The following is a 23481-nucleotide window of genomic DNA, read 5'->3' as shown; positions in this document are numbered from 1 at the left end:
GGAGAAACAAGGGATAGAAAAATAAACCGATACAAATCGGCATTTTCTTTCGCTTGTCTCTGTCCTTTTACCTGAGAGATTATCCGCTAGATTAGCGGATTTGCTCCTTCGGTGCTCGTTTTCCTCCGCGCTATATTAAGCGAGAGGGAGTCTCTCCAGAGATTCGTCCCCATGCAGTTCTACTTGTAAACAAGACCTGAGAGTTTCAAAGTTGGTTCAGCAACTTTTTGCCCCGTCGGTAGATCAATAGACCTTCTCCTGAATGGTTCATCCGAATTATAAAATTAAAAACTTAAACGCATTGATTCTGTATAGAATCAATAAAAACATTATAGATATACAATTAGTGAAATGCAATCATTTTTTATTTTGAAATAGTAAATAAACTTATTTTTTTGGTATTCCTAATTTATCTTCTATTTTATGATCTCAGGAGAGATTACTTATTATATATTCGAAAAATGAATGGTGATAAAAGAGATAGGACGTAACAATGTAGGATTATTTATGTCTTACTTTCAAATTTTCAATTCTGAATTATTTGAATTATAATTGTTGTATGTGTGGAATAAACCAATATTTTATAGGGAAATGAGTTGATAAATTGCCAAGAATAAAAAAAATAGGGCGTTTTTGTCCTGTGGATGATGAAGGATTTATTATAAACGATGCACATTTTAATAAAATTCAGCCTGTGTTTTTGGAGGTAATACAAGAAATAAAGGATACTTGTTGTCAATTTTTGCGGGATGATTTGCACAGTGTTTATATAAGGGGTTCTATTCCAAGAGGGATTGGGATAGAAGGGGTTGCAGATGTAGATATGATTATATTAGTTCGAAAGAATCCTCAAGTAATTGACTTAAGCTGGAGAAAGGAGCTAGAAGTCCAAATTACACAGCAGTTTAATTGTATATCAGGAGTGGAGTTAAGTTTTTATAGTGAAAAAGAAGTAATAAACTCAGAGGATTTTTCTTTTATAGGATTTATGATTCAGACACATAGTGTATGTATATTAGGTGAAGACGTAAAATTATATTTACCTAAATATAAAGTAAGTCAGGAGATAGCGTATGAACATCTCATTCATTTGCGGAAACAAATTGAACAAACACACGAAGAGTTAATTCATAATAAGGACGTGGATGATATAGAGGATTGTTGTCGTTGGATCATGAAGATTGTAGTCAGGGCAGGTCTAGCATTAACAATTGATAGAGAAGGGCTGTATTCCAGGGACTTATATCCAGCATATGAGTTATTTAGTAAGCATTTTCCCGAACAAGAAAAAAATATGAGGAAAGCACTACAATATGTAATTGAACCGATAAAAGATATAGAAGAAATCTTATCATTTTTAGATACGTTTGGTGATTGGTTGATAGAAAAAGCAGAGGATTCTTTGAAAAATATACAAATTTAATAAACTATAATTTCATTATGTAAACAGATTGTGTTGAAGAATAGAAGAGAGGAGAGATATTGGGATTTTTACATTGTGGATGTATTCTCGCAAGGCAAGTATTCAGGTAATCAACTTGCGTTATTTATGGAAAATTAGGGATTTTCTAGTTGGGAAATCAATGATCTTAATGTCCGTGATTTTGCAGATTATTATGGAATCACAGAGGATGTGGCAACAGGAAGCTCAAATGGATGTTTAGCGGCGTATCTTATAAAATATCGTTATCTTGGAACGAAAAAGATAAATATGCATGTTGGACAAGGGGATGAGATAAATCGCCATTCTCTAATACATATAGAAGCAGAGGTGATTGAGAGTAAAATTAATGTTTGCGTTGGTGGAAAAATAGAAAGTATTGCAAGTGGGAAATGAACCGTATCATAAGGGGGATTAGAAATGCTATTAAAAACAATATTTTGCAAGGTGGAAGAAGAGAAAAGGGAATTGTTTTCTGATGCGCAAGAAAAATGGCGTGATTTACAGTATTTAGACGGATTCTATGGACAATTTGGTGGGTGGAATGAAGGGGAAGCGTGTGTATATACTTTATGGGAAGATAGAAATGCATATCAATCATTCATGAATGATGCTCATGATACAATTTTTTTAAATAGTAATCAAGAAGGCACATATATTTCCTGTAATATTGAAATGTTTCAAACGTTGTATGATATAACAGAAACTCCTTTGAAAGACGTAACTGCACAAGGATCATTTGTAAGAGTTGCAATTTGCGATGTGAAAGAAGGAAAAGAAAAGTATTTTTTACATACGCAAGAAACAATTTGGAATAAAGGAATGGAAAATGCAAAAGGAATGTTAGGTGGAGTTGTTGGGAAGTCTTTAAAGACTGAAAATCGTTACATAGTATTAACGTATTGGCAAGATGAAATAGCACATGAACTCTATATGAAAGAAATTTTCCCAGAGCTATATCAGTTGGCAAATGTAAATGAGTATGTTGAAAATATAAATGGGAATAGAGTTATTCGGGAGGAAGAATGGTCTGTTGCCGCTTCTAAATAAAGTTAGAACTTATTAAAGTAGCTAGTTTCGAAAAATTCGATACAGAACATTAGTTCTTGTACAATTACTTTGTACAAGAATAAGAGGGGAGATATTTAAATGAGTAGAGTTTTAAGATTTGAATTGCAAGTCCCAAACCCTGAAGAAGCTATTCAATTTTATACAAATAGTTTTGGATGGAAGTTTGAAAAAATGCCTGGGCCACATGACTATTGGTTCATAATTACAGGTGAGAGTGATAGACCTGGTATCGATGGTGGATTAATGAAATCACCTGATGGTGCTACTAGGACAACTAATTCGATTGAAGTACCTTCAGTTGATGAGTACATAAATAAAGTTATTGAAAATGGTGGACAAGTAGTTGTACCTAAAACTGCTATTCCTAATATGGGTTACTTTGCTTATTGTATAGATAATCAAGGGCTTCTTTTTGGAGTATGTGAAGAAAATAGTGAAGCGTAAAAAATTAGGGGAGTTCGAGATTATTTTGTTTGTTGAACGATGTTTTCTATCAAAGATTATAATTATTGAACACTTTTGTATAAAAACTAGTATTCGTTTAGTTGAAGAAGGATCCATTTTGATTATTTTCAAAAGGGTTCTTTTTTATTTTTCACATATTGTGAGTTATTTAGGCATGATTAATCAAACTTATATCGGTATATTATCTATGAAAAAAGTAAATAAATGATGTTATATTCAAGGGTTAATCTATTGACTGCTAAACAGTTTGAGGTGAAAAGGAAAAGAGGACCAATTATTTTCGTGTAAACATGTAATTAAGTGGAGACGTCATATACCCTTTCATGTTAATATATTTAAGTTATAATAGGATGCTTACCCTTTTGTATTGTACGGTAGAAGCAGTGTGAGCTTGAAATTTTTTATGAAAAGGATGTGCCTAACTTGCGTATCAATAAATTTATTAGTGAAGCTGGAAAAGCGTCTCGACGTGGAGCAGATAAGTTAATTAACGAGAGAAAAGTAATTATTAACGGTAAGGTTGCAAAAATTGGTGACCAAGTAAATCCAGGTGATGACGTACGAGTAAATGGAGAGCAACTTCGTATTGCTCGAGACCATGTGTATATCGCTTTAAATAAACCAGTAGGTATTACATGTACAAGTGAAAAGGCCGTAAAAGGTAACATTATCGATTTAGTGAATCATCCTTTACGAATTAATCACATCGGACGTCTCGACAAAGACTCAGACGGTTTAATTTTGTTAACGAATGATGGCGATATCGTTAATGAGATTTTACGTGCTGAAAACAAACATGAGAAAGAATATATCGTTTCAGTAGATAAGCCGATTACACCGGAGTTTTTAGAGAAAATGGCAGCAGGTGTTAAAATTTTAGATACAAAAACACTTCCTTGTGAAGTAACACAGTTATCAAAATATGAGTTTGAAATTATTTTAACACAGGGGCTAAATCGTCAAATTCGTCGTATGTGTGAAGCTCTAGGTTATCAAGTATATACGTTAAAACGTACGAGAATTATGAATATTGAATTGAATAATTTACCGGTTGGACAGTGGAGAGATTTATCGAAAAAAGAGAAAAAACGCCTATTTTCAGACTTAAATTACGAACCACAAGATTGGTAAAAAAGAGAAGGGGAAACCAAAAATGTTTTTGGTTTCTTTTTTTGAATAAAAAAAATATTTTTAACACTTGTAAAAATAAAATGAATAGGATATATTAAATAACAATAAATGGATTTTTTACAAAAGCAAAGAAAAGGACACGAGTTATTTTAAACGGTTATACAGAGAAGGAAGAAAAGCTGAGAACTTCCTAACGCAGAAAAATAACTTACCACCTTAGAGCTGCACTGGGGAAATCAAGTATCTAGTGCCGTGTAAGCGACGTTACCCGCAAAAGAAGCCATTATGTTTTTTGTGATGGGAATCTGGGTGGAACCACGAATATAAGCATATTCGTCCCTATTTACTAGGGATGAATATGCTTTTTTATATTTAATTTCATAATAAGCGAAGAAAAGGACACGAGTTATTTTAAACGGTTATACAGAGAAGGAAGAAAAGCTGAGAACTTCCTAACGCAGAAAAATAACTTACCACCTTAGAGCTGCACTGGGGAAATCAAGTATCTAGTGCCGTGTAAACGACGTTACCGTAAAAGAAGCCATTGCATGTTTGCGATGGGAATCTGGGTGGAACCACGGGTAAAAGCACACTCGTCCCTATTTTAGGGATGAGTGTGCTTTTTATTATGAAATGGAGAGATGAAAAATGAAAGAACAGATGATTGAAATTAAATTTCCAGATGGTAGCGTTAAAGAATTTGTGAAAGGTATTACTTTGGAAGAAATTGCTGGTTTGATTAGTAGTAGTTTAAAAAAGAAAGCAGTCGCAGGAAAAGTTAATGAGCAGTCTTTTGATTTAAGACGAAACATTGAAGAAAGTGCGAAAGTAGAAATCATTACTATGGATTCAGATGAAGGGGTAAAAATTGCAAGACACTCTGCGGCACATATATTAGCGCAAGCTGTGAAAAGAATTTATGGTGATGTGAAGCTTGGAGTAGGGCCAGTTATTGAAAATGGATTTTATTATGATATGGATCTTGCAAGTAGTGTAAATGTTGAAGATTTACCGGAAATCGAAAAAGAAATGAAAAATATTATAAATGAAAATGTAAAGATAGAACGAGTTGAAATCTCTCGAGAAGAAGCAAAAAAACTGTTTCAAGAAATGAATGATAGTTTGAAATTAGAGCTTTTAGAAGCAATTCCTAATGATGAGAGTGTAACACTTTATAAACAAGGTGAATTTGTAGATTTATGTAGAGGACCACATTTGCCATCTACTGGTTATTTGAAAGCATTTCAATTAACTCATGTTTCTGGTGCATATTGGCGAGGCGATAGTAACAATCAAGTGCTTCAGCGTATATATGGCGTTGCATTTGCTTCACAAAAAGAATTAGAAAATTATTTGCATTTTGTTGAAGAGGCTGCGAAGAGAAATCATCGGAAATTAGGTAGTGAACTTGAATTGTTTATGTTTTCGGAAGAGGCTCCGGGAATGCCCTTTTACTTGCCAAAAGGACAGATTATTCGCAATGAATTAGAAGCATTTTTAAGAGAAATTCAAAATGAGTACAATTATCAAGAAGTGCGTACTCCATTTATGATGAATCAAGAATTATGGGAGAAATCAGGACACTGGGGACATTACAAAGACAATATGTATTTCTCAGAAGTAGATCATAAAAGTTTTGCGTTAAAACCGATGAATTGCCCAGGCCATATGCTTATGTTTAAAAATAAATTACATTCTTATCGTGAGTTACCGATTCGTATGTGTGAGTTCGGTCAAGTGCATCGACATGAATTTAGTGGCGCTTTAAACGGATTATTAAGAGTTCGTACTTTCTGCCAAGATGATGCTCATTTATTTGTAACTCCAGAACAAATTGAAGATGAAATTAAATCAGTAATGGCGCAAATTGATTACGTATATAAAACTTTTGGATTCCAGTATGAAGTAGAGCTTTCTACTCGTCCAGAAGATTCAATGGGTGATGATAAATTGTGGGAGCAAGCAGAAGCGGCATTAGAAAATGTATTACATTCATTGAATTATAAATATAGACTAAATGAAGGTGACGGCGCATTTTATGGACCGAAAATTGATTTCCATATTAAAGATGCTTTAAATAGAAGTCATCAGTGCGGAACAATCCAGCTCGATTTCCAAATGCCAGAGAAATTCGATTTAAATTATATAGATGAGAAGAATGAAAAGAGAAGACCAGTTGTCATTCACAGGGCAGTTTTAGGCTCGTTAGACCGATTCTTAGCGATATTAATTGAGCACTTTGGAGGCGCGTTCCCGGCATGGGTAGCACCAGTTCAAGTGAAAGTAATTCCAGTTTCAAATGCAGTGCATGAACAATATGTAAATAGGATTGCAGATAAATTAGCACAAGCCGGAATTCGTGTCGAACAAGATATACGAGATGAAAAGTTAGGATATAAAATTAGAGAAGCGCAAATGCAAAAAGTTCCGTATGTTCTTGTTATTGGGGATAAGGAAATGGAAAGCGAAGCTGTAAATGTACGGAAATATGGTGAAGAGAAGTCAGAAGTTGTTGAACTAGATGCGTTTGTGGAAAGTATGAAAGAGGAAATTAAAAATAGGAAATAGAGATTGATAATAAAACACACCATTAATATGTAATACTGAAGTTAAAGTAATTAAAGATATATTAAATAACAATAATAAACGCAGAGAAGGGATAGCTTAATTGCTATCCCTTCATCTTAATTTCACAATCTAATCCCATTGGTTGAAGAAAGTTGTTATTTGTTTTTATTGAGTGTATTCGTCGCTTTTGTACTCCAAAATATCACCTGGTTGACAATCTAAAGTCTTACATATCGCTTCCAATGTTGAAAAACGAACCGCTTTTGCTTTCCCATTTTTCAGAATGGAAAGATTCGCCATCGTAATCCCAACCCTCTCCGAAAGCTCCGTTACGCTCATTTTTCGTTTTGCTAACATCACATCAATATTAATAATAATTGTCATATTCTCCACCTCAGACTGTTAAATCATTTTCTGATTTTATATTAATAGCTTCTTGTAAAAGCCTTTGGAGAACAGCAGCAAAAACGGCAATCACCATAGAGGCGAAAATGATGGTCAATCCGATTGGTATGAAACTTGGAGGATCAATTTTTTTCGCCATGAGATAGTAGAGTGGCATACCTAGCAAGTACAAGGTACTGATCGTGATGGCACAGTATTTTATATTCTTTAAAGCCTTTACCGATAATTCCGAGAACGCTTGGTTCTTATCAATATAGCTTAAAAGTTTAAAAGCTTGATACAGAGCAAAGTAAAAAGGTATCGCTGCCGCGTACATATCGATTAAAACGAGAGATTTCATATAAGCAATATCTGGATACAATTCTCCAGCGAAATTCCCAATCTTAGGCACCAAAAATATGCACAATGCAAGAACTGGGAATCCTATAAAAATAATAGCTAGCTTTAAAAAGAGTGTCGTAACTTGTTTCATAAAAAGCACCTCACTTATGTAATAACAACATGATTTTATCATGCGATTTATCGTTTTGCAATAAAAATGTATTGTTTTTTTATTGTGTTATTATTTTTATTGAAATATCTTTTAAATTTTGATAACAATAAAAAGCATTTCTCATTCCAAAGAAATGCTCTTATGAAGTGGTTTGTTTTTTTTAACCTTACAAAAATGTAAGGTAAATGTAAGGGAAATCGAATGAAAGGATTTTAGAAAAGTGAGAATATTAAGCAGAGAAATCGTTTGTATTTCTTATGTATCTCAATCTGCATTTGGAAAATTTAAAAATTCTTAAGAATTTTTATGAGAAAAATATAAGAAATATATGGGAAATTTATACTATACAAAAGGGATGGAGTGAAAGAGATGTCAACAAATGTAGTTACTGTAGAAAGTGTAGAAAAAACGTATGGGAAAAGAAATGAGAATCAGTCAAAAGCATTAAGGGGTGTTTCATTAAGTATTAAAGAAGGAGAGTTTGTAGGGATTATGGGTCCTTCTGGATCTGGTAAAACGACATTATTAAATGTGATTAGTACACTTGATCAAGCGACAGGTGGTAGTGTAACAATAGCTGGCACAAATATTACTTCTATGAAGGGGAATGCATTATCAGATTTTCGTTCTCAAAAACTAGGATTTATTTTTCAAGACTTTAATCTACTAGAAAATTTATCAATTTATGAAAATATCGCTTTACCACTTTCCCTGCAAGGCGTACCGTCAAGTGAGATTACTGGAAAAGTAAATGGGGTTGCGACGAAATTAGGGATTACTGAAATTTTAACAAAATATCCGACTGCTGTTTCTGGTGGACAAAAGCAAAGAACAGCGGCAGCACGAGCTTTAGTACATAATCCGGCAATCGTATTAGCAGATGAACCGACAGGAGCACTTGATAGTAAAAATGCAAAAAGTTTATTAGAAGCGATGCAAGATTTACATGAAAATCACAATGTAAGTATTTTGATGGTAACACACGATGCATTTAGTGCAAGTTATTGTGAACGTATTTTATTTATTCAGGATGGACTTCTTTATAAAGAGTTAAATCGTCAAGGAACACGAGAAAATTTCTATCAAGATATTTTAGGTGTGCTTGCCCAAATGGGCTCAGCAACTGAGTCGAAGTAAGGAGGCGAGACTATGTTATTCAAATTATCACGTCATAGTATGAAAAAAATGTTAAAGGATTATATAGTGTTACTTATTGGTCTAGTCATTAGTATTAGTATTTTTTACATGTTCCAAACGATGGCGATGAATAGTGAATTTACAAAAGATAATAGTCTCATTAGTAGTATTAGGCTCGTCTTCTGGGTTGGTGCAATATTGCTTTCTTTCATTACAGTTTTTTACATCATATATGCCAATTCTTTTTTACTTACATTAAGAAGAAAAGAACTCGGTATGTACATGATGCTTGGAGCGAAAAAGAAAAAAGTAGCGCAATTATTATTTATTGAGACTTTTGGTATGGGTATTGTCAGTATTATTATCGGTATTTTAGTAGGAATAGTACTTGCTAGTGTAGCAGGAAATTTTTTAATGAATGGAATGGAAATTTCAGCAAAAGGTAATTACGCATCTGTGTACACACCAGCTATATTAGTTACATCTATTTTCTTCTTAATATTATTTTTCATTACTGGTTTAATGAATAGTTTCCGATTATTACGTAAAACAGAATTAGAGTTAATACGTGAAGATGAAACGCAAGATGAGGTGAAGAAAAGTAAGATTCGCACTGTTATTATGACAGTACTAGGTGTATTGCTAGTAAGTACAGGATATTATTTTATGGTGAATATAAAAATGTTTGCTGAACTAGGATTTATAATAGCGACAATTGTTACGACAGTAGGAACGTATTTCATTTTTAGCTCGTTGCTCCCACTTTTTGTAATGAAAATTAAGGGAAATAAAAAACGAAATGAAACGGGATTAAATAGTTTTACTTATGCACAGTTACGTTTTCGAGTAACTAGTTTATCGAGAGTACTAGGCACTGTAGCGATGTTAATTGCATTAGGTGCAGGTGCGATGACAGCAGGTATGGCGTTTCAAAAGAATGTAGGCATTATGACAGACTTCTCACGTGTATATGATGTCGTAATTCATAATCCAAATGAACAAGATAAAGCGGCATTAAAAGAAATGGAAATTGTTGAAGAAAGCAAGTATAAGTATAAAGTAGATGGAGAAGCGGTTTATTATTTACGTAACGACTTAACTGAAAAACCACCACTTATTTCAGATCATTTTGATACAAAGACTTTAAAAGAACCTGCTCGTAAACGTGTGGCTGCACCTTTAACTGAACCTGTCTATTCTGCTTTGGAAGCTCCTGAAGTAGCCAATAAGCTTCCTCGTATGCCAAAAGATTGGGAAGATGCGGTTGTAAGAGAGATACAAATTACACATAATCAGTTTAACGGAAAACCGGTAAGAATTGCAGATGAAGAGCATTACAAAGGAATTCAAGGAACAGAACATACTGTAACATTAGCAAAAGTAGATGATATGAAAAAATATAAACCGTTATTGACAGAAATTGATAAGAGGCAAAAAGAACAAATTGAAAAAACAACAGGTACAAAAGTAGACTTATTTACGAAAATGACAATTTATCAATTTATGAACAGTTTCATGAGCGGAACAATGTTTATGGGATTTTTCCTTGGAATTGCGTTTTTAGCAATGATGGCGAGTTCTCTTATGTTCAAAATATTAACAGGAGCTTCTCGTGATGTACGCCGTTATGAAATGTTACGGAAAATCGGTGTGAGACGTAGTATGTTAACAAAAAGTATATATAAAGAAATCTCATATTTATTTATCTTCCCAGCAATTATTGGAATTTCCCACGTGTTAGTAGGGCTTAACTTATTCAGCTTCATATTAGTTGACCCATTTGTAAAAGTGTGGATGCCAATAGGAATCTTCATAGTAATTTATTTCATTTATTATTGGATTACTGTCCAACTTTATAAAGGTATGGTAATGCCGAAAGAAAAGATAGCGAAATAGGAAAACAATTGAGTCCTTGTTATGAAAACAAGGGCTTTTTCTGTGTTTGTGATACATAAATACGTGTATGCGAGATGTTTTCAAGTCTTTCTGTAATGAATATATAGAAAATTAAGGAAATGTTAAGGGTTTATGTAGTGGAAAGTTAAGAAGTGTATGGGAGACTAATAATGTACAAACAAATTTAGATGGAATTGATATTTTTATAAATTTAAAGGAAAGGAAACGTTGTATGAGGAAGATAAAAAAATTAATAAAACTTATCGGAGTCATTACTATACTATTACTAATCATAGCGTTGGTATTTCCTACATGGACCTCACAAATAAGGGTCAAAAACAGTATAAGTACATTAGAACAAGTAGAGATAAATGGAACTGGTCATGAAATTATGATACGCGGCAAAGATAAGAGTAATCCAGTTATTATCTTTGTACATGGTGGACCAGGTTCTTCGGAAATACCATATGCTCAAAAATACGAAGACTTATTGGAAGAGAAATTCACGGTTGTCAATTACGATCAAAGAGCAAGTGGAAAATCGTATCATTTCTTTGAAGACTATTCTAACCTTTCATCAGATCTACTCGTGGAGGATTTATTAGCTATGACGGATTACGTTTCAAAACGTCTAGGCAAAGAAAAAGTAATTTTAATAGGCCATTCTTATGGTACATATATTGGAATACAGGCTGCCAACAAAGCTCCTGAAAAATATGAAGCATATATTGGCATTGGACAGATGAGCGATACAGTAGAAAGTGAGATGGATAGTTTAAACTACGTTATTGAACAGGCACAAAATGCTGGGAATGCGGATGAGGTTTCACATTTAAAAGGGTTAACTGAAAAAATTAAAAATGGTGATACATATACCCCGCGAAATTATGTTGCGAAATATGGTGGAACATCAAGACTCATTGAAAATCCAGATGGTGATAACATGGGGATGTTATTCAGTAATGAATATAACTTGTTGGATGTAATTCGTTATAACGTTGGATTATCACACTCTCAAACTGTCTTATTAGAAAAAGACTTAAAGAATCCATTACCTACTAAAGTAACTAAACTGAAGTTACCGCTTTATTTTCTTATGGGTAAATATGACTATAATACTTCATTTCATGCAGCTAAACAGTATTTTGATAGGATTGAAGCGAATCAAAAAGAATTTATAGCTTTTGAAAACTCAGCACATTACCCTCAATTTGAAGAGAAGGAAAAGTTTTATGAGTGGTTGTGTGATACATTCGTAAAATGAAATTAAATAAAAAAGCACTTATTTTAAAAATAAGTGCTTTTTTATAGTATATAATCGATCAGGAAGGAAAATGTTGGATAATAGTCGAAAGATATAATACAACTTCAGAGAAATGACGAGAATCGATATGTTTTGTCGAGAGAGGAGTTATTTTATTAAAAGATATAGGTACTATACATAGTTTTAGTTTCTGAATATTCATTTAAATAGAAGGGGTAATAGTTATGTTCATTCGAATTGGTAAGTGGTGTGGGGTTACTTGTTTACAATTATTTGCTGCAATCTTATGTATAATCTGTCTAGGTGCGCTCCCTCGGTTATTTAAGGGATTACAAATTGATTTAATCGGTTTTTGGAATGCAATTATATATGTTGGTGAGAAAGTACTTCACCCAACTGAAATTACATATGGTTTTCAAGCGCCGAGAAAATTATTTCCGCAAATTTGGATCCATTATATTGAAACGATGATAGTATTTCTTTCAGCATTTTTACTTTCTTTATGTATAGCGTATGTACTTGTTGTTTTTGTACTGCAGCGAACTCATATGAAACAAAGAATATGGAATGGGATTTTTCTTACCCTTGAGAGCATACCAGATATTTTACTTATTTTATTATCGCAACTTCTTGTCGTAATTATTTTTCAAAAAACAGGGTTTATGCCAATCAAACTGGCTGGATTAGGGGAAGAAAGAGTACGTTTGTTACCGATTATATGTCTTACAATACCAACAATGTTATTGTTTATTAAACTTTTGTTATTAAGGTTCAGAGAAGAATTAGAGAAAGATTATAGTATGTTTGCCAAGAGTAAAGGGTTAAGCTTACGGCATATTTTGACACATCATATTTCAAGAAATGTTTTATTGACGACAGTTTATTATGCGAAAACAAATATTTTATTTATGCTATCCAATTTATATATTATTGAATGGATTTTTAACACATATGGAATGTTTGTATTTGTAAAAGAACATTCGAACATAGAAATTTTCACAGTAAGTTTAATTATATTATATGTACCGATTTTTATCTTGTTTCGTTTATTACATACGCTTTTGCAAAATGTTATAAAGGAGCGTGCGTAATATGTGGCAAGTTGTTAAAAAAGATGTAAGGTTTTGGTTTGGTGTAACCTTTTTAAGTGTCCTTATGATTGTTAGTATTGGGAATACGTTGTTTTTCGATGGGAATATTCGTGAACTAACGATGATGTATAACGCAAAAGGAGAATTAGAGGTTGCTCCGTTTTCACCATCGAGTAAATTTTGGTTCGGAAGTGATGCGAAAGGCCGCGATCTTTTTCGACTAATAATAGAGGGAGCGAAATGGACGGTTGGTGCGAGTTTAATTATAGCGATTTTACGAGTAATTATTGGAGGGGGCATAGGCTTATTTCTCGGTATGTATAGTCGGCGTTCTTTTCCAATTATTTCGTCCTTTTTTGACCCATTCAGCATTGTACCAATGGTTATGATTTCCTATTTTATATTAAGGGGAGTTTTAATGTTCGACAGTGGAGAGGCAGCTGCTCCGTTTCATTTGCGAGTTGCGTTTCAAATTATAGTTCTTGCATGTCTTGCAGTACCGACAGTTATGTTGTATGTAGCGCAAGAAGTCAAGCGTATTAAGAAAGAAGAATTTATGTTGGCGGCCACTGTGCTCGGCGGAAGTAAGTGGCAGAGGTTGAAACGCCATGTATGGCCGCATATGTTACCATCATTTCTTTTATTAGTAGCCCAGCAATTTGTAAGTACTTTATTACTCCTCTTGCATCTTGGTTTGTTGGAATTATTTTTTGGCGGAACAATAATTTTTGGCGCTATAGATGCAGATAGTGTAACAAAGGAATGGACTGGCCTAATTGGTCAAAACTTCCGTCACTTAACTACTCATACATGGATTGTACTTATTCCGATTGCTTTTTATAGTATGACAATTTTGTCAGGAAATCTTATTAGTAATAGTATGCAAGATGCGATTAAACTAGGAAATGTAAGAATGCCGAAGAGGAAGGATAAAGAAGTGAAAGTAGAGAAGCAAGTACAACCTACTATGAATGATTTTTCTTTCTATAAAGAGGTACAAAAATAAAGAAAGATAGCTGAAGACAAATTGTTTTCAGCTATCTTTTTTTGTTTAAAGTGGTGGTAAATCAATCTTACCTTCTTCAAATAATTCTTTTATCATATGTTTCGTATAACCAGCTGCTTGACCAAATGTGATTTTTGCTGGCATTGGTGCTTCATTTACATCTACAACTACATCAATAATGCATGGTTTACTTTGTTTTACCGCATTTTCAAAGGCAGGAAGTAAGTCATCTAAATGTTCTACACGGTATCCAATACCACCGCACGCCTCTGCGTATTTTGCGAAATCAGGATTCGTTAAGTCTGTACCAAATTCAATATTCCCCATAACTTCTTGTTCGAATTTAATCATAGCAATTTTATTATTGTTTAATACAATGACAACGATTGGTAGTTTATATTTAACAGCTGTTACGAAATCATTCATTGTCATTCCAAATCCGCCGTCACCACAAACTGCAAACACTTGTTTATCCGGGAAAGCAATTTGTCCAGCAAGTGCACCAGGTAAACCGCAGCCAAGTGTTGCAAGCCAACTAGAAATGATAAATTTCTGGTTTGTCATACGGAAGTGCCTTGCAGTCCATACTGTTACATTTCCGACATCGACTGAAAGAATTGCGTCATCTTCTGCTACTTTCTGCAGTGCATGCATAACTCGTTGTGGTTTAATTGGAGTAGAAGAATCTTCTTCTTGAGTGTGTAATTTTTCTTCCCACTTTTTCATCATTTCTTGATGATGCTCTAAGAAGGAATGATCCTCGTGTTTTTCTACATTTTCAATTAACCATTTTAATGTTTTATCAGCATCACCAGCTAAGCCGATATCTGTCGTATAACGTTTCCCGATTTGTGCAGGGTCTGTATCAATATGAAGTGTTTTTGCTTTTTCGGGCAAGAAACCAGTGAACGGATAAGAAGTACCAACCATAATTAAAGTATCTGCATGCTTCATTGCTTCATAAGAAGGTTTTGTCCCGATTAATCCTAATCCACCGATACAAAGAGGGTGTTCATCAGGAACAATCCCTTTAGCTGGTAATGTAAGTACGATTGGAGCACCGATATGTTCTGCAAATGCAAGTAAAGAATCTCTCGCATGTTTAGCTCCTTTTCCGGCTAAAATAACAGGTTTTTTCGCTTCATTAAGTGCGAGTTTCGCTACAGCTAAATCTTCTTCTTGCGGAAATATTTCTGGTAATGTAAAGGAAGAGTTTGTAATGCGCGCACCATTTTTCACTTCAAATTTTGGAACATCATCTGGAATTGTAAGAACAGAGACACCTTTTTTTGTATATGCCATTCGAATCGCTTGATTCACTACAGCAGGTAACTGTTCAGCTGACATTATTCGTTGGTTATAAACCGCGACATCATCAAACATTCTTTCTAAGTTTACTTCTTGGAAAAAATCCGTTCCGAGTAAATCACTTTCGACTTGTCCTGAAATTGCTAATACGGGAGCTTGATCGAGTTTCGCATCATATAAACCATTTAATAAATGAATAGCTCCAGGTCCTGCAATAGCCATACAAACACCAAGTTTTCCTGTTAATTTCGCATAGGCTGCCGCTGCTAACGCACCAGCTTCTTCATGGCGAACTTGAATAAATTTAATTTTATCTTGTTTTTTTCTTAAAGCTTCAATAATAGAATTAATGGAATCTCCAGGCATACCATATATGTGTTCTACACCCCAGTCAATTAAAAGATCCACTAATGCTTCACCGGCTGTTTTTCCAAACATAATCGTTCCTCCTTATAATAGGTAGATACTATTATGTTTTGGAGAAAAAGGGAAAATATACAAATGATATAACTTATTTGTTTTAATGATGTCCAGTGAAAAGAGTGAAGGCTATTATTAGTAAAAATCCACTAATAGACCACGATAGAAACGGAAGGAAAGGTAGCTGTTTTTTTGCTTTCCAAAGCATTTCGTGAATTGTGACATAGCCAAGAGAACCAATTGCGCTTCCCATAATAAGTCCTTGTAAATGGAGAGCTTTCCCGTCCATCATAATGCCAAAAACAGTACCGGTCCCTAGGATGAGAGAAAGTAATAAAGTTGTTAATAAAAATGAAATGTATTTATGTTTTGTAAAAAGAAATGGAATAATTAAAGCTAACCCTTCTGGAATATGGTGAATGACAATCGCAAGTAAGAAAGGAATGGCAGAGTCATTATGATTTATAAACGCTGTTCCTAACGCAAATCCACTCGGCATATTATGAATGAATATAGCGAAAGAAAGAAAAAGGAAGGTTTGCCATGCTTGTTGATCTTTCTTATGTATAATCGGATGATGACAATAGTTATCTAATAAGCTCATAACTAAAATACCGATAGCTATCCCGAGCATAGGCCCAATTATTTCATAGCTTGAAAATGTTTCAGGAATAATTTCAAGTGATAAAAGCCCAAGCAAAATCCCACCACATAATGCGTATAAGCGATGCATCTTTTCTTCAATTAGTTGGCGTGTTGCTACTCCAACAGCACCTCCTAATAGTAATCCACCGAACGAAAAAAACGTAACGATTATAGGAATCCATAAACGTTCCATATCATCACACTCCAATTCTATCCCCGTGTTTTCAGCTTACTAATAGGGGAGGAAGATTAGTCCAAATAATTGTGTTTGATTATAGAGAAAAATCTATCAACTCGTTATAATTTATATATTGAATTTAAATGGATGTAATAAAAGATAGTATTACGAAGAAGTAGTAAATTAGAGCATAGTTAACAACTGTTTCTATTTTATACATATAATCGATCATTTCAGATACAACGAAACAGATGTCGCTTTAACAAGGAGACCATTCGATACTATGAACGATTAGGCTTAATTCCAGAGCCTAATCGTACCGAAAAAGGATACCGAATGTATTCCCTACAAATGGTCGATCGTTTGAATTTCATAAAACGGACGCAGGAATTGGGGTTTACCTTAAATGAAATTGACAAATTGCTAGGGGGGTGTCGATCGCAATGAAGCAAAGTGCGGTGACATATATGATTTCACTGTTCTTAAATTAGAGGACATCCAACGTAAAATTCAAGACCTTAAAAAAATTAAACAACTGTTGATAGACCTTAAGGAAAGATGTCCGAAACCAAAGATATTTACGAATGTCCTATTATCGAAACTTTAATGGATTCAGAAAAGAAAGCAGAAGAATATTTATAAAAATAATAAATTGTAAAGGTGGAAGAATAATGGAAGATTGTTGTAGTAACCTTAAAGGAATAAAAATTGAAAATAATGGTCATTGTCCATCGTGTAAAAATAAAGCTAAGAATGTAAAGTTGATTACATTAAAATCATTGCTTAAACCATCTGCATTAGAAACATTAAATGTTAAAGAAAATCACTATTTTTGTTCAAACGAAGATTGTGATGTAGTCTATTTTGATACGAATAATAAAAAATACTTTGTATCTGCCATAAAGGTAGCTGTACATCAAAAAGATGACTCAGCAACTACACCAATTTGTTATTGTTTTGATTGGACAAAAGAAAAAATTAAACAATATGTGGAAAATGGACTTACTCCTAATCCAGTAGAGCATATTCGCGAAAACATAAGAGAAAACCGATGTGGTTGTGAAGTAAACAATCCACAAGGTAGTTGTTGTTTAGGCAATGTTACAACAATGTCATAAGGAACCTAAATGTTGTTTTTTTTTACCAAAATATTTGGGGGTATTTCAAAATCTTAAGTTGATGGGTATGTGACGGTGCCCCATGCTCACCAAGCTAGTTAGTGTATGTTAAGTAAACCTTATGGATTTGTATATCTCATCCATCCACTTTCAGATTGTTTCGCTTTATACTTCCCATAAGACAGAAGCTTCATTGCCGAGCGATTGGCCGCATGAAAAACCAAGTTCAGCTTCCATTCTTCCTCCATTTCACTGGGATAGGTGGTGGATTCATAAACATAATAACCCGCCATGATACAGGGGACTACTTGCTCCGGTTCAAATCCATAAGCAGTTGCATCATCCACAACCAAATCAATGAGGCATCGGTTTCCATCTTTAACTTTTTTCTGGAGTAATTTTTTTACCGATCCTGGTACTAATTCTAATATTTTATCCTTCATGTCAGTCACCTCATCTTTTATCGTGTCCAGAGAGCCTGGGGATATGTGTCAAACAGAATGAAATTCCAACCGTAATTGCACAGGTTTAACAAGATCTTAAGGACTATATCACCCTAAAAGGGAAAATGGCTTTAAATCCAAGAAATCTGGTGAGACAGGGAGAAACGTATTCGTTCATTTTGCAGTCGATTGGAACGAAACAATCCAAATGTATATCGAATCGTGCCGTGCCGGGATTAAAAAGAGTATTCATCCTCATCAATTACGTCACAGCTATGCTACACATATGATTAACAACGGTGCGCCACTTGAAGTAATACAAAGCTTACTTGGTCATGAGAAGAGTGAAACCACGAGAATATATGCTCAGCTGAGCGGAAAGCTGAGACACGATTTTTATAGTGAATATTTTTGAAAGCTACTGAAATTAATCTTTAATCAAAATCGAGGCGTGCATATATAAAGACGTATCTTTTTGAATTGGGCCACTTAATGGAATATGCAGGAATTTCTTGAAAAAGTTTCGAAGTAGTTATTATACTGACGTTATTCAAAGGAGCAGGAAAATGCAAGAAAATATATCAATTCTTTTAAGTAATGTAAAATTAAAATAGTTGAGAAAGAGAAAGAAATATCAAAAATACAGAGGTGGCTTGCTTGCTAAGAGAAGAATTAAAGAAACGTGCAATATCGATGGTCCAAATTCCTAGTCATTTTCAACCTCTCATAGAGGAGTATGTTGAGCGAGAGAATGGAGAAGGCGAGGCTATTTTTTCATGGACAAACGAAGAACAAGATGAGGGTATTACTGTTATTCTAGATTTATCTGGTAATTTGATTGGTTTAACAATTGATAATAACGATAAAAATTCAGATGTGATTCCTTTAAATATAGAGGGAAAAAGAGAATGTGCCGAACAATTCTTACTTAGCAATTATCCTGAAGCATTAAAAGATTTAACATACTATAAAACAAAAAAAATTACTTGTGCAGACCGTTTTTACTATGAACAAATCGTTATGGACTTACCGTTAGAACATGCTGGTTGTTATATTGATATAGACCTCGCGGGGAATATTGTCAACTTTACATATAAAGGTGTAAAAAGGATTCTTGTTATTCCAAAAATGTTGATTTCAAAAGAAAAACTGGTTGAACACGTACAAAATAGACTTAATTTTCAACTGACAATTGCAAAGTTGTCTACTGCTACTCATGATGTAGCAGTAGATGGACTCCGTCTTGTGTACGAACCTGAGCAATTTTTTATGAAATATAAAGCTGACGTTTTGAAACCAACGTTAACGATTATACATGACGAAGACGCTCCGCAAACATATGTCTTGCTTACTCCTCCTTCGAGTACGACCGTACGAAAAGATTTATCTATTGAAGATATCATTGGTATTACCGAGAGGATGGAAGTCATTCGTGAAGTAGATATGGGAGAAGAAACGGGCATAGTGTGGCGTAATCGAGACTGGGAGATGAAGGAAGCAGATTTATCTATAAATGGCTTTTTCAAAAGACAGTCAGAAGATACAGTTAAAGCCTTCATTTCAAAGAAAACTGGTAAAATCAGAGGCTTTATGTGGTTTAATGAACGAAGTGGTGATCTTAGACTTAGTCGTGAGGCATGTTATCAAAAAGCCATTGCGTTTTTACAAATGATTGTTCCAGATTATTATCGGTATTTACAACTGATTGTTCGAGAAAACGAGGAAGAAGAGGATGATTCTTCAATGAAAGAATCATTTACATTCCATATGCATAACGGCCATGGTATACCAATTCAACTTGAATTAGTTATGGTTGTTGTTAATCGTCAAACAGGGCAGGTTGATCATTATAGTGGACCGCGTTTTGATATGGAACAATTGAGCCAAATCCCTGTTGAACCGGTTATTTCAAAAAAAGAAGCAGGTGAAATATTTATCAATCATTTGGACTTTGAATTAGCTTGGAACAAAAATTATGATAGTGAAACAGAATCCTATATCCTTGTTTATCGAGCGTGTGATCGTCATTCCAGGACCTCCATCCAGTACATTGATGCCATGACTGGAGCAGTTATTTCCAATATAGATAAATAACATGTGATGACGTCAAATTGCACAGGTTCAAAGGGACAAAATTAACTAACCAAACTACAACTATGTTTTCTTATTCAACTAAATCTATAGTTAATTAAGGATTAAGTGATTTTAAGATAGTTATTCCATTAAAGGGCGCGATTGTTGAACAATACAGACAGAAAATGATCAAACTTTTTTTATAAAAGCTAAATAATTAATCTCAAAAGTTGAATCCATTTTGATCAATCTTGAACAGCTCCGACCCCAAGGGATGGGTAGGAAATGGACCAATGAGTAGGGGGAGATAAATGGCGGTTAGGCAAAAGCCTAAAGGGTCTTGTAGTTAGTGGAAGCGAAGAGGATGTTATAGTGTATGGTACAAGCATTAAGAAATCTTAGGAAACAGGGGAGAGAAGTTCTTTGTTTAATTTTCAGGGTATTTCAAATGTTAACGTTGACTGGGATTTATTTCTCATGCTAACATATAGATAATTTAATCAAGGCGGTGGAAATGTATTGGACTCAGATGTTGACTCGGATAGGTGGCTAAATGACCTCGATTTTCTCAGAGTACCCCTCATCATTTTGAGAATGTAGATTTTATACAATCTCATGTCAATGTGTATGAAGTAGGTCTGGAAAGAGAAAATATATCAGGAGGTGAATCCTTTAGTTTCAAGGAAGCTAAGGGAATTAGTTGGACATATTTAATTTAATCATGGTAGTGGTTTTAATCGCATGTACTGCATTTTTCGTAGCAATTGAGTTTGCTATTGTAAAAGTAAGAGGATCAAAGATTGATCAATTTGTATTAGAAGGAAAGAAGGGTGCGCTGGCAGCGAAGAAAGTGACATCAAACTTGGATGAGTATTTGTCAGCTTGTCAATTAGGGATTACAGTTACAGCAATGGGACTCGGGGCACTAGGGGAACCAACGATTGAGAGACTTTTACATCCTTTATTTGATAAGTGGAACATCAATCCTTCCATTGCAGGTGTATTATCTTTAGGAATTGCTTTTACTATTATGACGTACTTACATGTTGTAGTTGGTGAATTAGCACCAAAAACATTCGCGATTCAAAAGGCTGAGAAGGTTACTTTATTACTTTCGGCTCCGCTTATCTGGTTCTACAAAATCATGTATCCGTTTATTCGCTTGTTAAATGGCTCTGCAAGGATGATAACAGGAATGTTCGGCTTAAAACCTGCATCAGAGCATGATGTAGCACATACAGAAGAAGAATTACGATTGATTCTTTCTGAAAGTTATGAACGTGGAGAAATTAATCAAGCTGAATACAAATATGTAAATAATATTTTTGAATTTGATAATCGTATTGCGAAAGAAATCATGGTCCCCCGTACAGAAATTATAGGGCTACATGTAGATAATTCTTTAGCAGACCATATGAAAATAATCCGTGATGAAAAGTATACACGTTACCCAGTATTTGGGGAAGATAAAGATGAAATCATTGGCATGGTGAATGTGAAAGACTTCTTTATTCGTTATATGAATAAGGAAACAAAAGAATTCAATTCTATTCAATCGTATACGCGTCCAGTAATTGAAGTAATTGAGACCATACCAATACATAATCTTTTACTACAAATGCAAAAGAAACGTATTCCGTTGGCTGTCTTATATGATGAATACGGCGGTACGGCTGGTATTGTAACCATTGAGGATATTCTGGAAGAGATTGTAGGAGAAATCCGTGATGAATATGATGAAGATGAGCGTCCGCCCATCCAGCAAATGAATGAAGGTCATGTTGTCGTAGAAGGTAAAGTATTAATTAGCGAATTAAATGATTTACTAGGATTACATATGAATGATAGTGATGTTGACACGATTGGTGGTTGGATTCTGATGCAGAATTATGATATCCAAGAAGGGCAAACAGTAAATAGCGAAGGATATGTATTTAAAATTCTTTCTAAAGACCCTCACCAAATCAAACGTGTTGAAATACAAAAAGAAATGTTGGAAGCAGCAACTGTATAGTTGCTGCTTTTATTCAGCTGATAACATGGTAGCCCTCCTCATTAAATTCATTGATTGATCAACTCTTTACCTGTTAACACATTACCGAAATAGGGCAGGATTGTTTCCTTTGCATTCATGGTTCAACACTCCTTCGATATTGTAAAATGTATCTCATTTATACAAATTGTAATATAATTTAAATGTAAATTCGTAGCGTAAAATAGATTAAAAGTAACAAATGTTGAGAAAGGATTCCTTTGTCAAAATTAGTATTTGTATTTCACTAGATAATAAAAAATGTAGAAGGATTTTATTTCTGACATTGTTATTTATTAGTAATCAAAATACAAAATAAAGAATTTTCTCGGCTGGAAATTGTTACACATTCATAAAATGGAGGCAATAGTTATGCAGCAAATTAAAAAAATAGGAAACTCATTTTGGTATATGACACCTGTTTCCGAGACCGATAGACCTATCTTAGGAATGGTAGTTGGAAAAGAAAAGACTTTGATGATAGATGCAGGTAATTCAGAAGCACATGCACAATTGTTTTTAGAAATGCTAAAAGAGCAAAATATCTCAAATCCTGATTTTGTAGCATTAACGCATTGGCACTGGGATCATATTTTTGGATTACCTGTACTACAAGGTGCATTATCTATTGCGCATTCTGAAACGAAAAGAGAGATGCAGAAACTAGTTTCTTATAAATGGACAGATGACGCGTTGGACACACGAGTAAAAGAAGGCACAGAAATTGAATTTTGTGCGGACTGTATAAAAAAAGAGTTCAGTGAACAACCAAGAAATATTCAAATTATTCCGCCGACCTTAACCTTTCAGAAGCAACTTGAATTAGACCTTGGTGATGTGACATGTGTGTTAAAGCATGTGGGCGGAGACCATTCACATGACTCTGTTGTCATTTATATTAAAGAAGAAAAGATATTGTTTTTAGGAGATTGTATTTATGCAAATATTTTTTCTTCTAAGTGGAACTATACGACGAAACGAACGTTTAAATTAGTAGAAGAGTTAGAGGCATTTGATGCTGAGACATATATTTTTTCCCATGGGACAGCTATAAATCGGGATGAGTTTTTACAAGAAATTCATTTGCTAAAAACAGTAGGAACTTATACGGAAACTCATAAAGGCGATGAAGCGAATATAAAGGCATCGTATAAACGAGACATAGATAGAGAATTAAATGAAGATGAATTAGAAACAATAACGTTTTTTGTAAATGGTTATGAAATGAATAATCTGTAAAATACAACTCTAATCAAATTAACGCTTATTTTGATCAAATATAATATAATTGCACAA

General features: G+C 34.0%; 21 protein-coding genes, 1 pseudogene, 1 riboswitch and 2 other annotated features. Of the genes and pseudogenes, 17 read left to right on the top strand and 5 right to left on the bottom strand.

Annotation, left to right across the window (positions count from 1 at the left end; translation table 11 throughout):
- Positions 1-49: 49 nt before the first annotated feature.
- Positions 50-169: riboswitch (glycine riboswitch) on the bottom strand.
- A gap of 435 nt (positions 170-604) precedes the next feature.
- The 6 genes from ABH955_RS06720 to thrS all read left to right on the top strand — a co-directional run bounded on the left by ABH955_RS06720 (position 605) and on the right by thrS (position 6676).
- Positions 605-1423: a hypothetical protein gene (locus ABH955_RS06720; protein WP_033709062.1), complete on the top strand. Its 819-nt coding sequence runs from the start codon at positions 605-607 to the stop codon at positions 1421-1423.
- Between the two features lie 156 nt (positions 1424-1579).
- Positions 1580-1837: a PhzF family phenazine biosynthesis protein gene (locus ABH955_RS06715; protein ID WP_078178853.1), complete on the top strand. Its 258-nt coding sequence runs from the start codon at positions 1580-1582 to the stop codon at positions 1835-1837.
- A gap of 24 nt (positions 1838-1861) precedes the next feature.
- Positions 1862-2491 carry a DUF4937 domain-containing protein gene (locus ABH955_RS06710; RefSeq protein WP_404455152.1) on the top strand — a complete coding sequence of 210 codons (630 nt, stop codon included), beginning with the start codon at positions 1862-1864 and terminating at the stop codon, positions 2489-2491.
- Between the two features lie 99 nt (positions 2492-2590).
- On the top strand, positions 2591-2956 hold the full coding sequence (locus ABH955_RS06705) for a VOC family protein (protein ID WP_002031902.1): 366 nt from the start codon (positions 2591-2593) through the stop codon (positions 2954-2956).
- A gap of 444 nt (positions 2957-3400) precedes the next feature.
- Positions 3401-4108, top strand: a complete 708-nt coding sequence (locus ABH955_RS06695) for a pseudouridine synthase (RefSeq protein ID WP_002141694.1) — start codon at positions 3401-3403, stop codon at positions 4106-4108.
- Positions 4109-4227: 119 nt separating this feature from the next.
- Positions 4228-4452: a binding site (T-box leader), on the top strand.
- Positions 4453-4489: 37 nt separating this feature from the next.
- Positions 4490-4712: a binding site (T-box leader), on the top strand.
- Positions 4713-4756: 44 nt separating this feature from the next.
- Positions 4757-6676 carry a threonine--tRNA ligase gene (gene thrS / locus ABH955_RS06690; RefSeq protein WP_404491000.1) on the top strand — a complete coding sequence of 640 codons (1920 nt, stop codon included), beginning with the start codon at positions 4757-4759 and terminating at the stop codon, positions 6674-6676.
- 165 nt (positions 6677-6841) lie between these two features.
- Here thrS and ABH955_RS06685 read toward each other — a convergent pair whose 3' ends face one another.
- A complete protein-coding gene (locus tag ABH955_RS06685; protein WP_002127301.1) occupies positions 6842-7060 on the bottom strand; it encodes a helix-turn-helix domain-containing protein in 219 nt (72 codons plus the stop codon).
- Between the two features lie 10 nt (positions 7061-7070).
- On the bottom strand, positions 7071-7553 hold the full coding sequence (locus tag ABH955_RS06680) for a DUF2975 domain-containing protein (protein ID WP_002127302.1): 483 nt from the start codon (positions 7551-7553) through the stop codon (positions 7071-7073).
- 390 nt (positions 7554-7943) lie between these two features.
- Here ABH955_RS06680 and ABH955_RS06675 point away from each other — a divergent pair, with 390 nt between their 5' ends.
- The 5 genes from ABH955_RS06675 to ABH955_RS06655 all read left to right on the top strand — a co-directional run bounded on the left by ABH955_RS06675 (position 7944) and on the right by ABH955_RS06655 (position 13968).
- Complete coding sequence (locus ABH955_RS06675) at positions 7944-8711, top strand: ABC transporter ATP-binding protein (RefSeq protein ID WP_404442817.1); 768 nt, start codon at positions 7944-7946, stop codon at positions 8709-8711.
- A gap of 12 nt (positions 8712-8723) precedes the next feature.
- Positions 8724-10607 carry an ABC transporter permease gene (locus tag ABH955_RS06670; RefSeq protein ID WP_404455159.1) on the top strand — a complete coding sequence of 628 codons (1884 nt, stop codon included), beginning with the start codon at positions 8724-8726 and terminating at the stop codon, positions 10605-10607.
- Between the two features lie 232 nt (positions 10608-10839).
- Positions 10840-11871: an alpha/beta fold hydrolase gene (locus tag ABH955_RS06665; protein ID WP_404455161.1), complete on the top strand. Its 1032-nt coding sequence runs from the start codon at positions 10840-10842 to the stop codon at positions 11869-11871.
- Positions 11872-12095: 224 nt separating this feature from the next.
- Complete coding sequence (locus ABH955_RS06660; RefSeq protein ID WP_404490999.1) at positions 12096-12962, top strand: ABC transporter permease subunit; 867 nt, start codon at positions 12096-12098, stop codon at positions 12960-12962.
- 1 nt (position 12963) lies between these two features.
- Positions 12964-13968: an ABC transporter permease subunit gene (locus ABH955_RS06655; RefSeq protein ID WP_404455164.1), complete on the top strand. Its 1005-nt coding sequence runs from the start codon at positions 12964-12966 to the stop codon at positions 13966-13968.
- A 45-nt stretch (positions 13969-14013) separates the two neighbouring features.
- On the opposite strand, the gene ABH955_RS06650 is transcribed toward ABH955_RS06655, so the two are convergent.
- Positions 14014-15714 (bottom strand): pyruvate oxidase, encoded by a 1701-nt coding sequence (locus tag ABH955_RS06650; protein WP_219302230.1) that lies wholly within the window; start codon positions 15712-15714, stop codon positions 14014-14016.
- 82 nt (positions 15715-15796) lie between these two features.
- Positions 15797-16534 carry a ZIP family metal transporter gene (locus tag ABH955_RS06645; RefSeq protein WP_219302231.1) on the bottom strand — a complete coding sequence of 246 codons (738 nt, stop codon included), beginning with the start codon at positions 16532-16534 and terminating at the stop codon, positions 15797-15799.
- A gap of 222 nt (positions 16535-16756) precedes the next feature.
- Here ABH955_RS06645 and merR point away from each other — a divergent pair.
- Positions 16757-17161, top strand: a pseudogene (gene merR, locus ABH955_RS06640) (Hg(II)-responsive transcriptional regulator).
- A gap of 29 nt (positions 17162-17190) precedes the next feature.
- Positions 17191-17637 carry a putative iron-sulfur cluster-binding metallochaperone gene (locus ABH955_RS06635; RefSeq protein WP_404455167.1) on the top strand — a complete coding sequence of 149 codons (447 nt, stop codon included), beginning with the start codon at positions 17191-17193 and terminating at the stop codon, positions 17635-17637.
- A gap of 119 nt (positions 17638-17756) precedes the next feature.
- Here ABH955_RS06635 and ABH955_RS06630 read toward each other — a convergent pair whose 3' ends face one another.
- Positions 17757-18080 carry a hypothetical protein gene (locus ABH955_RS06630; RefSeq protein ID WP_002116589.1) on the bottom strand — a complete coding sequence of 108 codons (324 nt, stop codon included), beginning with the start codon at positions 18078-18080 and terminating at the stop codon, positions 17757-17759.
- 208 nt (positions 18081-18288) lie between these two features.
- On the opposite strand from ABH955_RS06630, the gene ABH955_RS06625 reads away from it, so the two are divergent.
- The 4 genes from ABH955_RS06625 to ABH955_RS06610 all read left to right on the top strand — a co-directional run bounded on the left by ABH955_RS06625 (position 18289) and on the right by ABH955_RS06610 (position 23424).
- Positions 18289-18495, top strand: coding sequence for a tyrosine-type recombinase/integrase (locus tag ABH955_RS06625; RefSeq protein WP_404442799.1), 207 nt, complete (start codon positions 18289-18291; stop codon positions 18493-18495).
- A gap of 242 nt (positions 18496-18737) precedes the next feature.
- Positions 18738-20174, top strand: a complete 1437-nt coding sequence (locus tag ABH955_RS06620) for a YcdB/YcdC domain-containing protein (protein ID WP_404490998.1) — start codon at positions 18738-18740, stop codon at positions 20172-20174.
- Between the two features lie 679 nt (positions 20175-20853).
- Positions 20854-22167 (top strand): hemolysin family protein, encoded by a 1314-nt coding sequence (locus ABH955_RS06615; RefSeq protein WP_002085679.1) that lies wholly within the window; start codon positions 20854-20856, stop codon positions 22165-22167.
- A gap of 390 nt (positions 22168-22557) precedes the next feature.
- Positions 22558-23424, top strand: a complete 867-nt coding sequence (locus ABH955_RS06610) for an MBL fold metallo-hydrolase (RefSeq protein ID WP_404455173.1) — start codon at positions 22558-22560, stop codon at positions 23422-23424.
- Positions 23425-23481: the final 57 nt, after the last annotated feature.

The sequence above is a fragment of the Bacillus sp. RC240 genome (genome assembly GCF_044907945.1).
GTDB lineage: Bacteria > Bacillota > Bacilli > Bacillales > Bacillaceae_G > Bacillus_A > Bacillus_A mycoides.
The sequence above is the reverse complement of the archived record's forward strand: the minus strand, read 5'-3'. Positions and strand labels throughout refer to the sequence as shown.

What these genes read in the sequence shown, in the direction of transcription:
- ABH955_RS06635 (WP_404455167.1), top strand. Translation starts at nt 17,191, where the DNA reads ATGGAAGATTGTTGTAGTAACCTTAAAGGAATAAAAATTGAAAATAAT.
- ABH955_RS06630 (WP_002116589.1), bottom strand. Translation starts at nt 18,080, where the DNA reads ATGAAGGATAAAATATTAGAATTAGTACCAGGATCGGTAAAAAAATTA.
- thrS (WP_404491000.1), top strand. Translation starts at nt 4,757, where the DNA reads ATGAAAGAACAGATGATTGAAATTAAATTTCCAGATGGTAGCGTTAAA.
- ABH955_RS06625 (WP_404442799.1), top strand. Translation starts at nt 18,289, where the DNA reads ATGTATATCGAATCGTGCCGTGCCGGGATTAAAAAGAGTATTCATCCT.
- ABH955_RS06655 (WP_404455164.1), top strand. Translation starts at nt 12,964, where the DNA reads ATGTGGCAAGTTGTTAAAAAAGATGTAAGGTTTTGGTTTGGTGTAACC.
- ABH955_RS06665 (WP_404455161.1), top strand. Translation starts at nt 10,840, where the DNA reads ATGAGGAAGATAAAAAAATTAATAAAACTTATCGGAGTCATTACTATA.
- ABH955_RS06705 (WP_002031902.1), top strand. Translation starts at nt 2,591, where the DNA reads ATGAGTAGAGTTTTAAGATTTGAATTGCAAGTCCCAAACCCTGAAGAA.
- ABH955_RS06610 (WP_404455173.1), top strand. Translation starts at nt 22,558, where the DNA reads ATGCAGCAAATTAAAAAAATAGGAAACTCATTTTGGTATATGACACCT.
- ABH955_RS06670 (WP_404455159.1), top strand. Translation starts at nt 8,724, where the DNA reads ATGTTATTCAAATTATCACGTCATAGTATGAAAAAAATGTTAAAGGAT.
- ABH955_RS06685 (WP_002127301.1), bottom strand. Translation starts at nt 7,060, where the DNA reads ATGACAATTATTATTAATATTGATGTGATGTTAGCAAAACGAAAAATG.
- ABH955_RS06645 (WP_219302231.1), bottom strand. Translation starts at nt 16,534, where the DNA reads ATGGAACGTTTATGGATTCCTATAATCGTTACGTTTTTTTCGTTCGGT.
- ABH955_RS06675 (WP_404442817.1), top strand. Translation starts at nt 7,944, where the DNA reads ATGTCAACAAATGTAGTTACTGTAGAAAGTGTAGAAAAAACGTATGGG.
- ABH955_RS06650 (WP_219302230.1), bottom strand. Translation starts at nt 15,714, where the DNA reads ATGTTTGGAAAAACAGCCGGTGAAGCATTAGTGGATCTTTTAATTGAC.
- ABH955_RS06660 (WP_404490999.1), top strand. Translation starts at nt 12,096, where the DNA reads ATGTTCATTCGAATTGGTAAGTGGTGTGGGGTTACTTGTTTACAATTA.
- ABH955_RS06680 (WP_002127302.1), bottom strand. Translation starts at nt 7,553, where the DNA reads ATGAAACAAGTTACGACACTCTTTTTAAAGCTAGCTATTATTTTTATA.
- ABH955_RS06710 (WP_404455152.1), top strand. Translation starts at nt 1,862, where the DNA reads ATGCTATTAAAAACAATATTTTGCAAGGTGGAAGAAGAGAAAAGGGAA.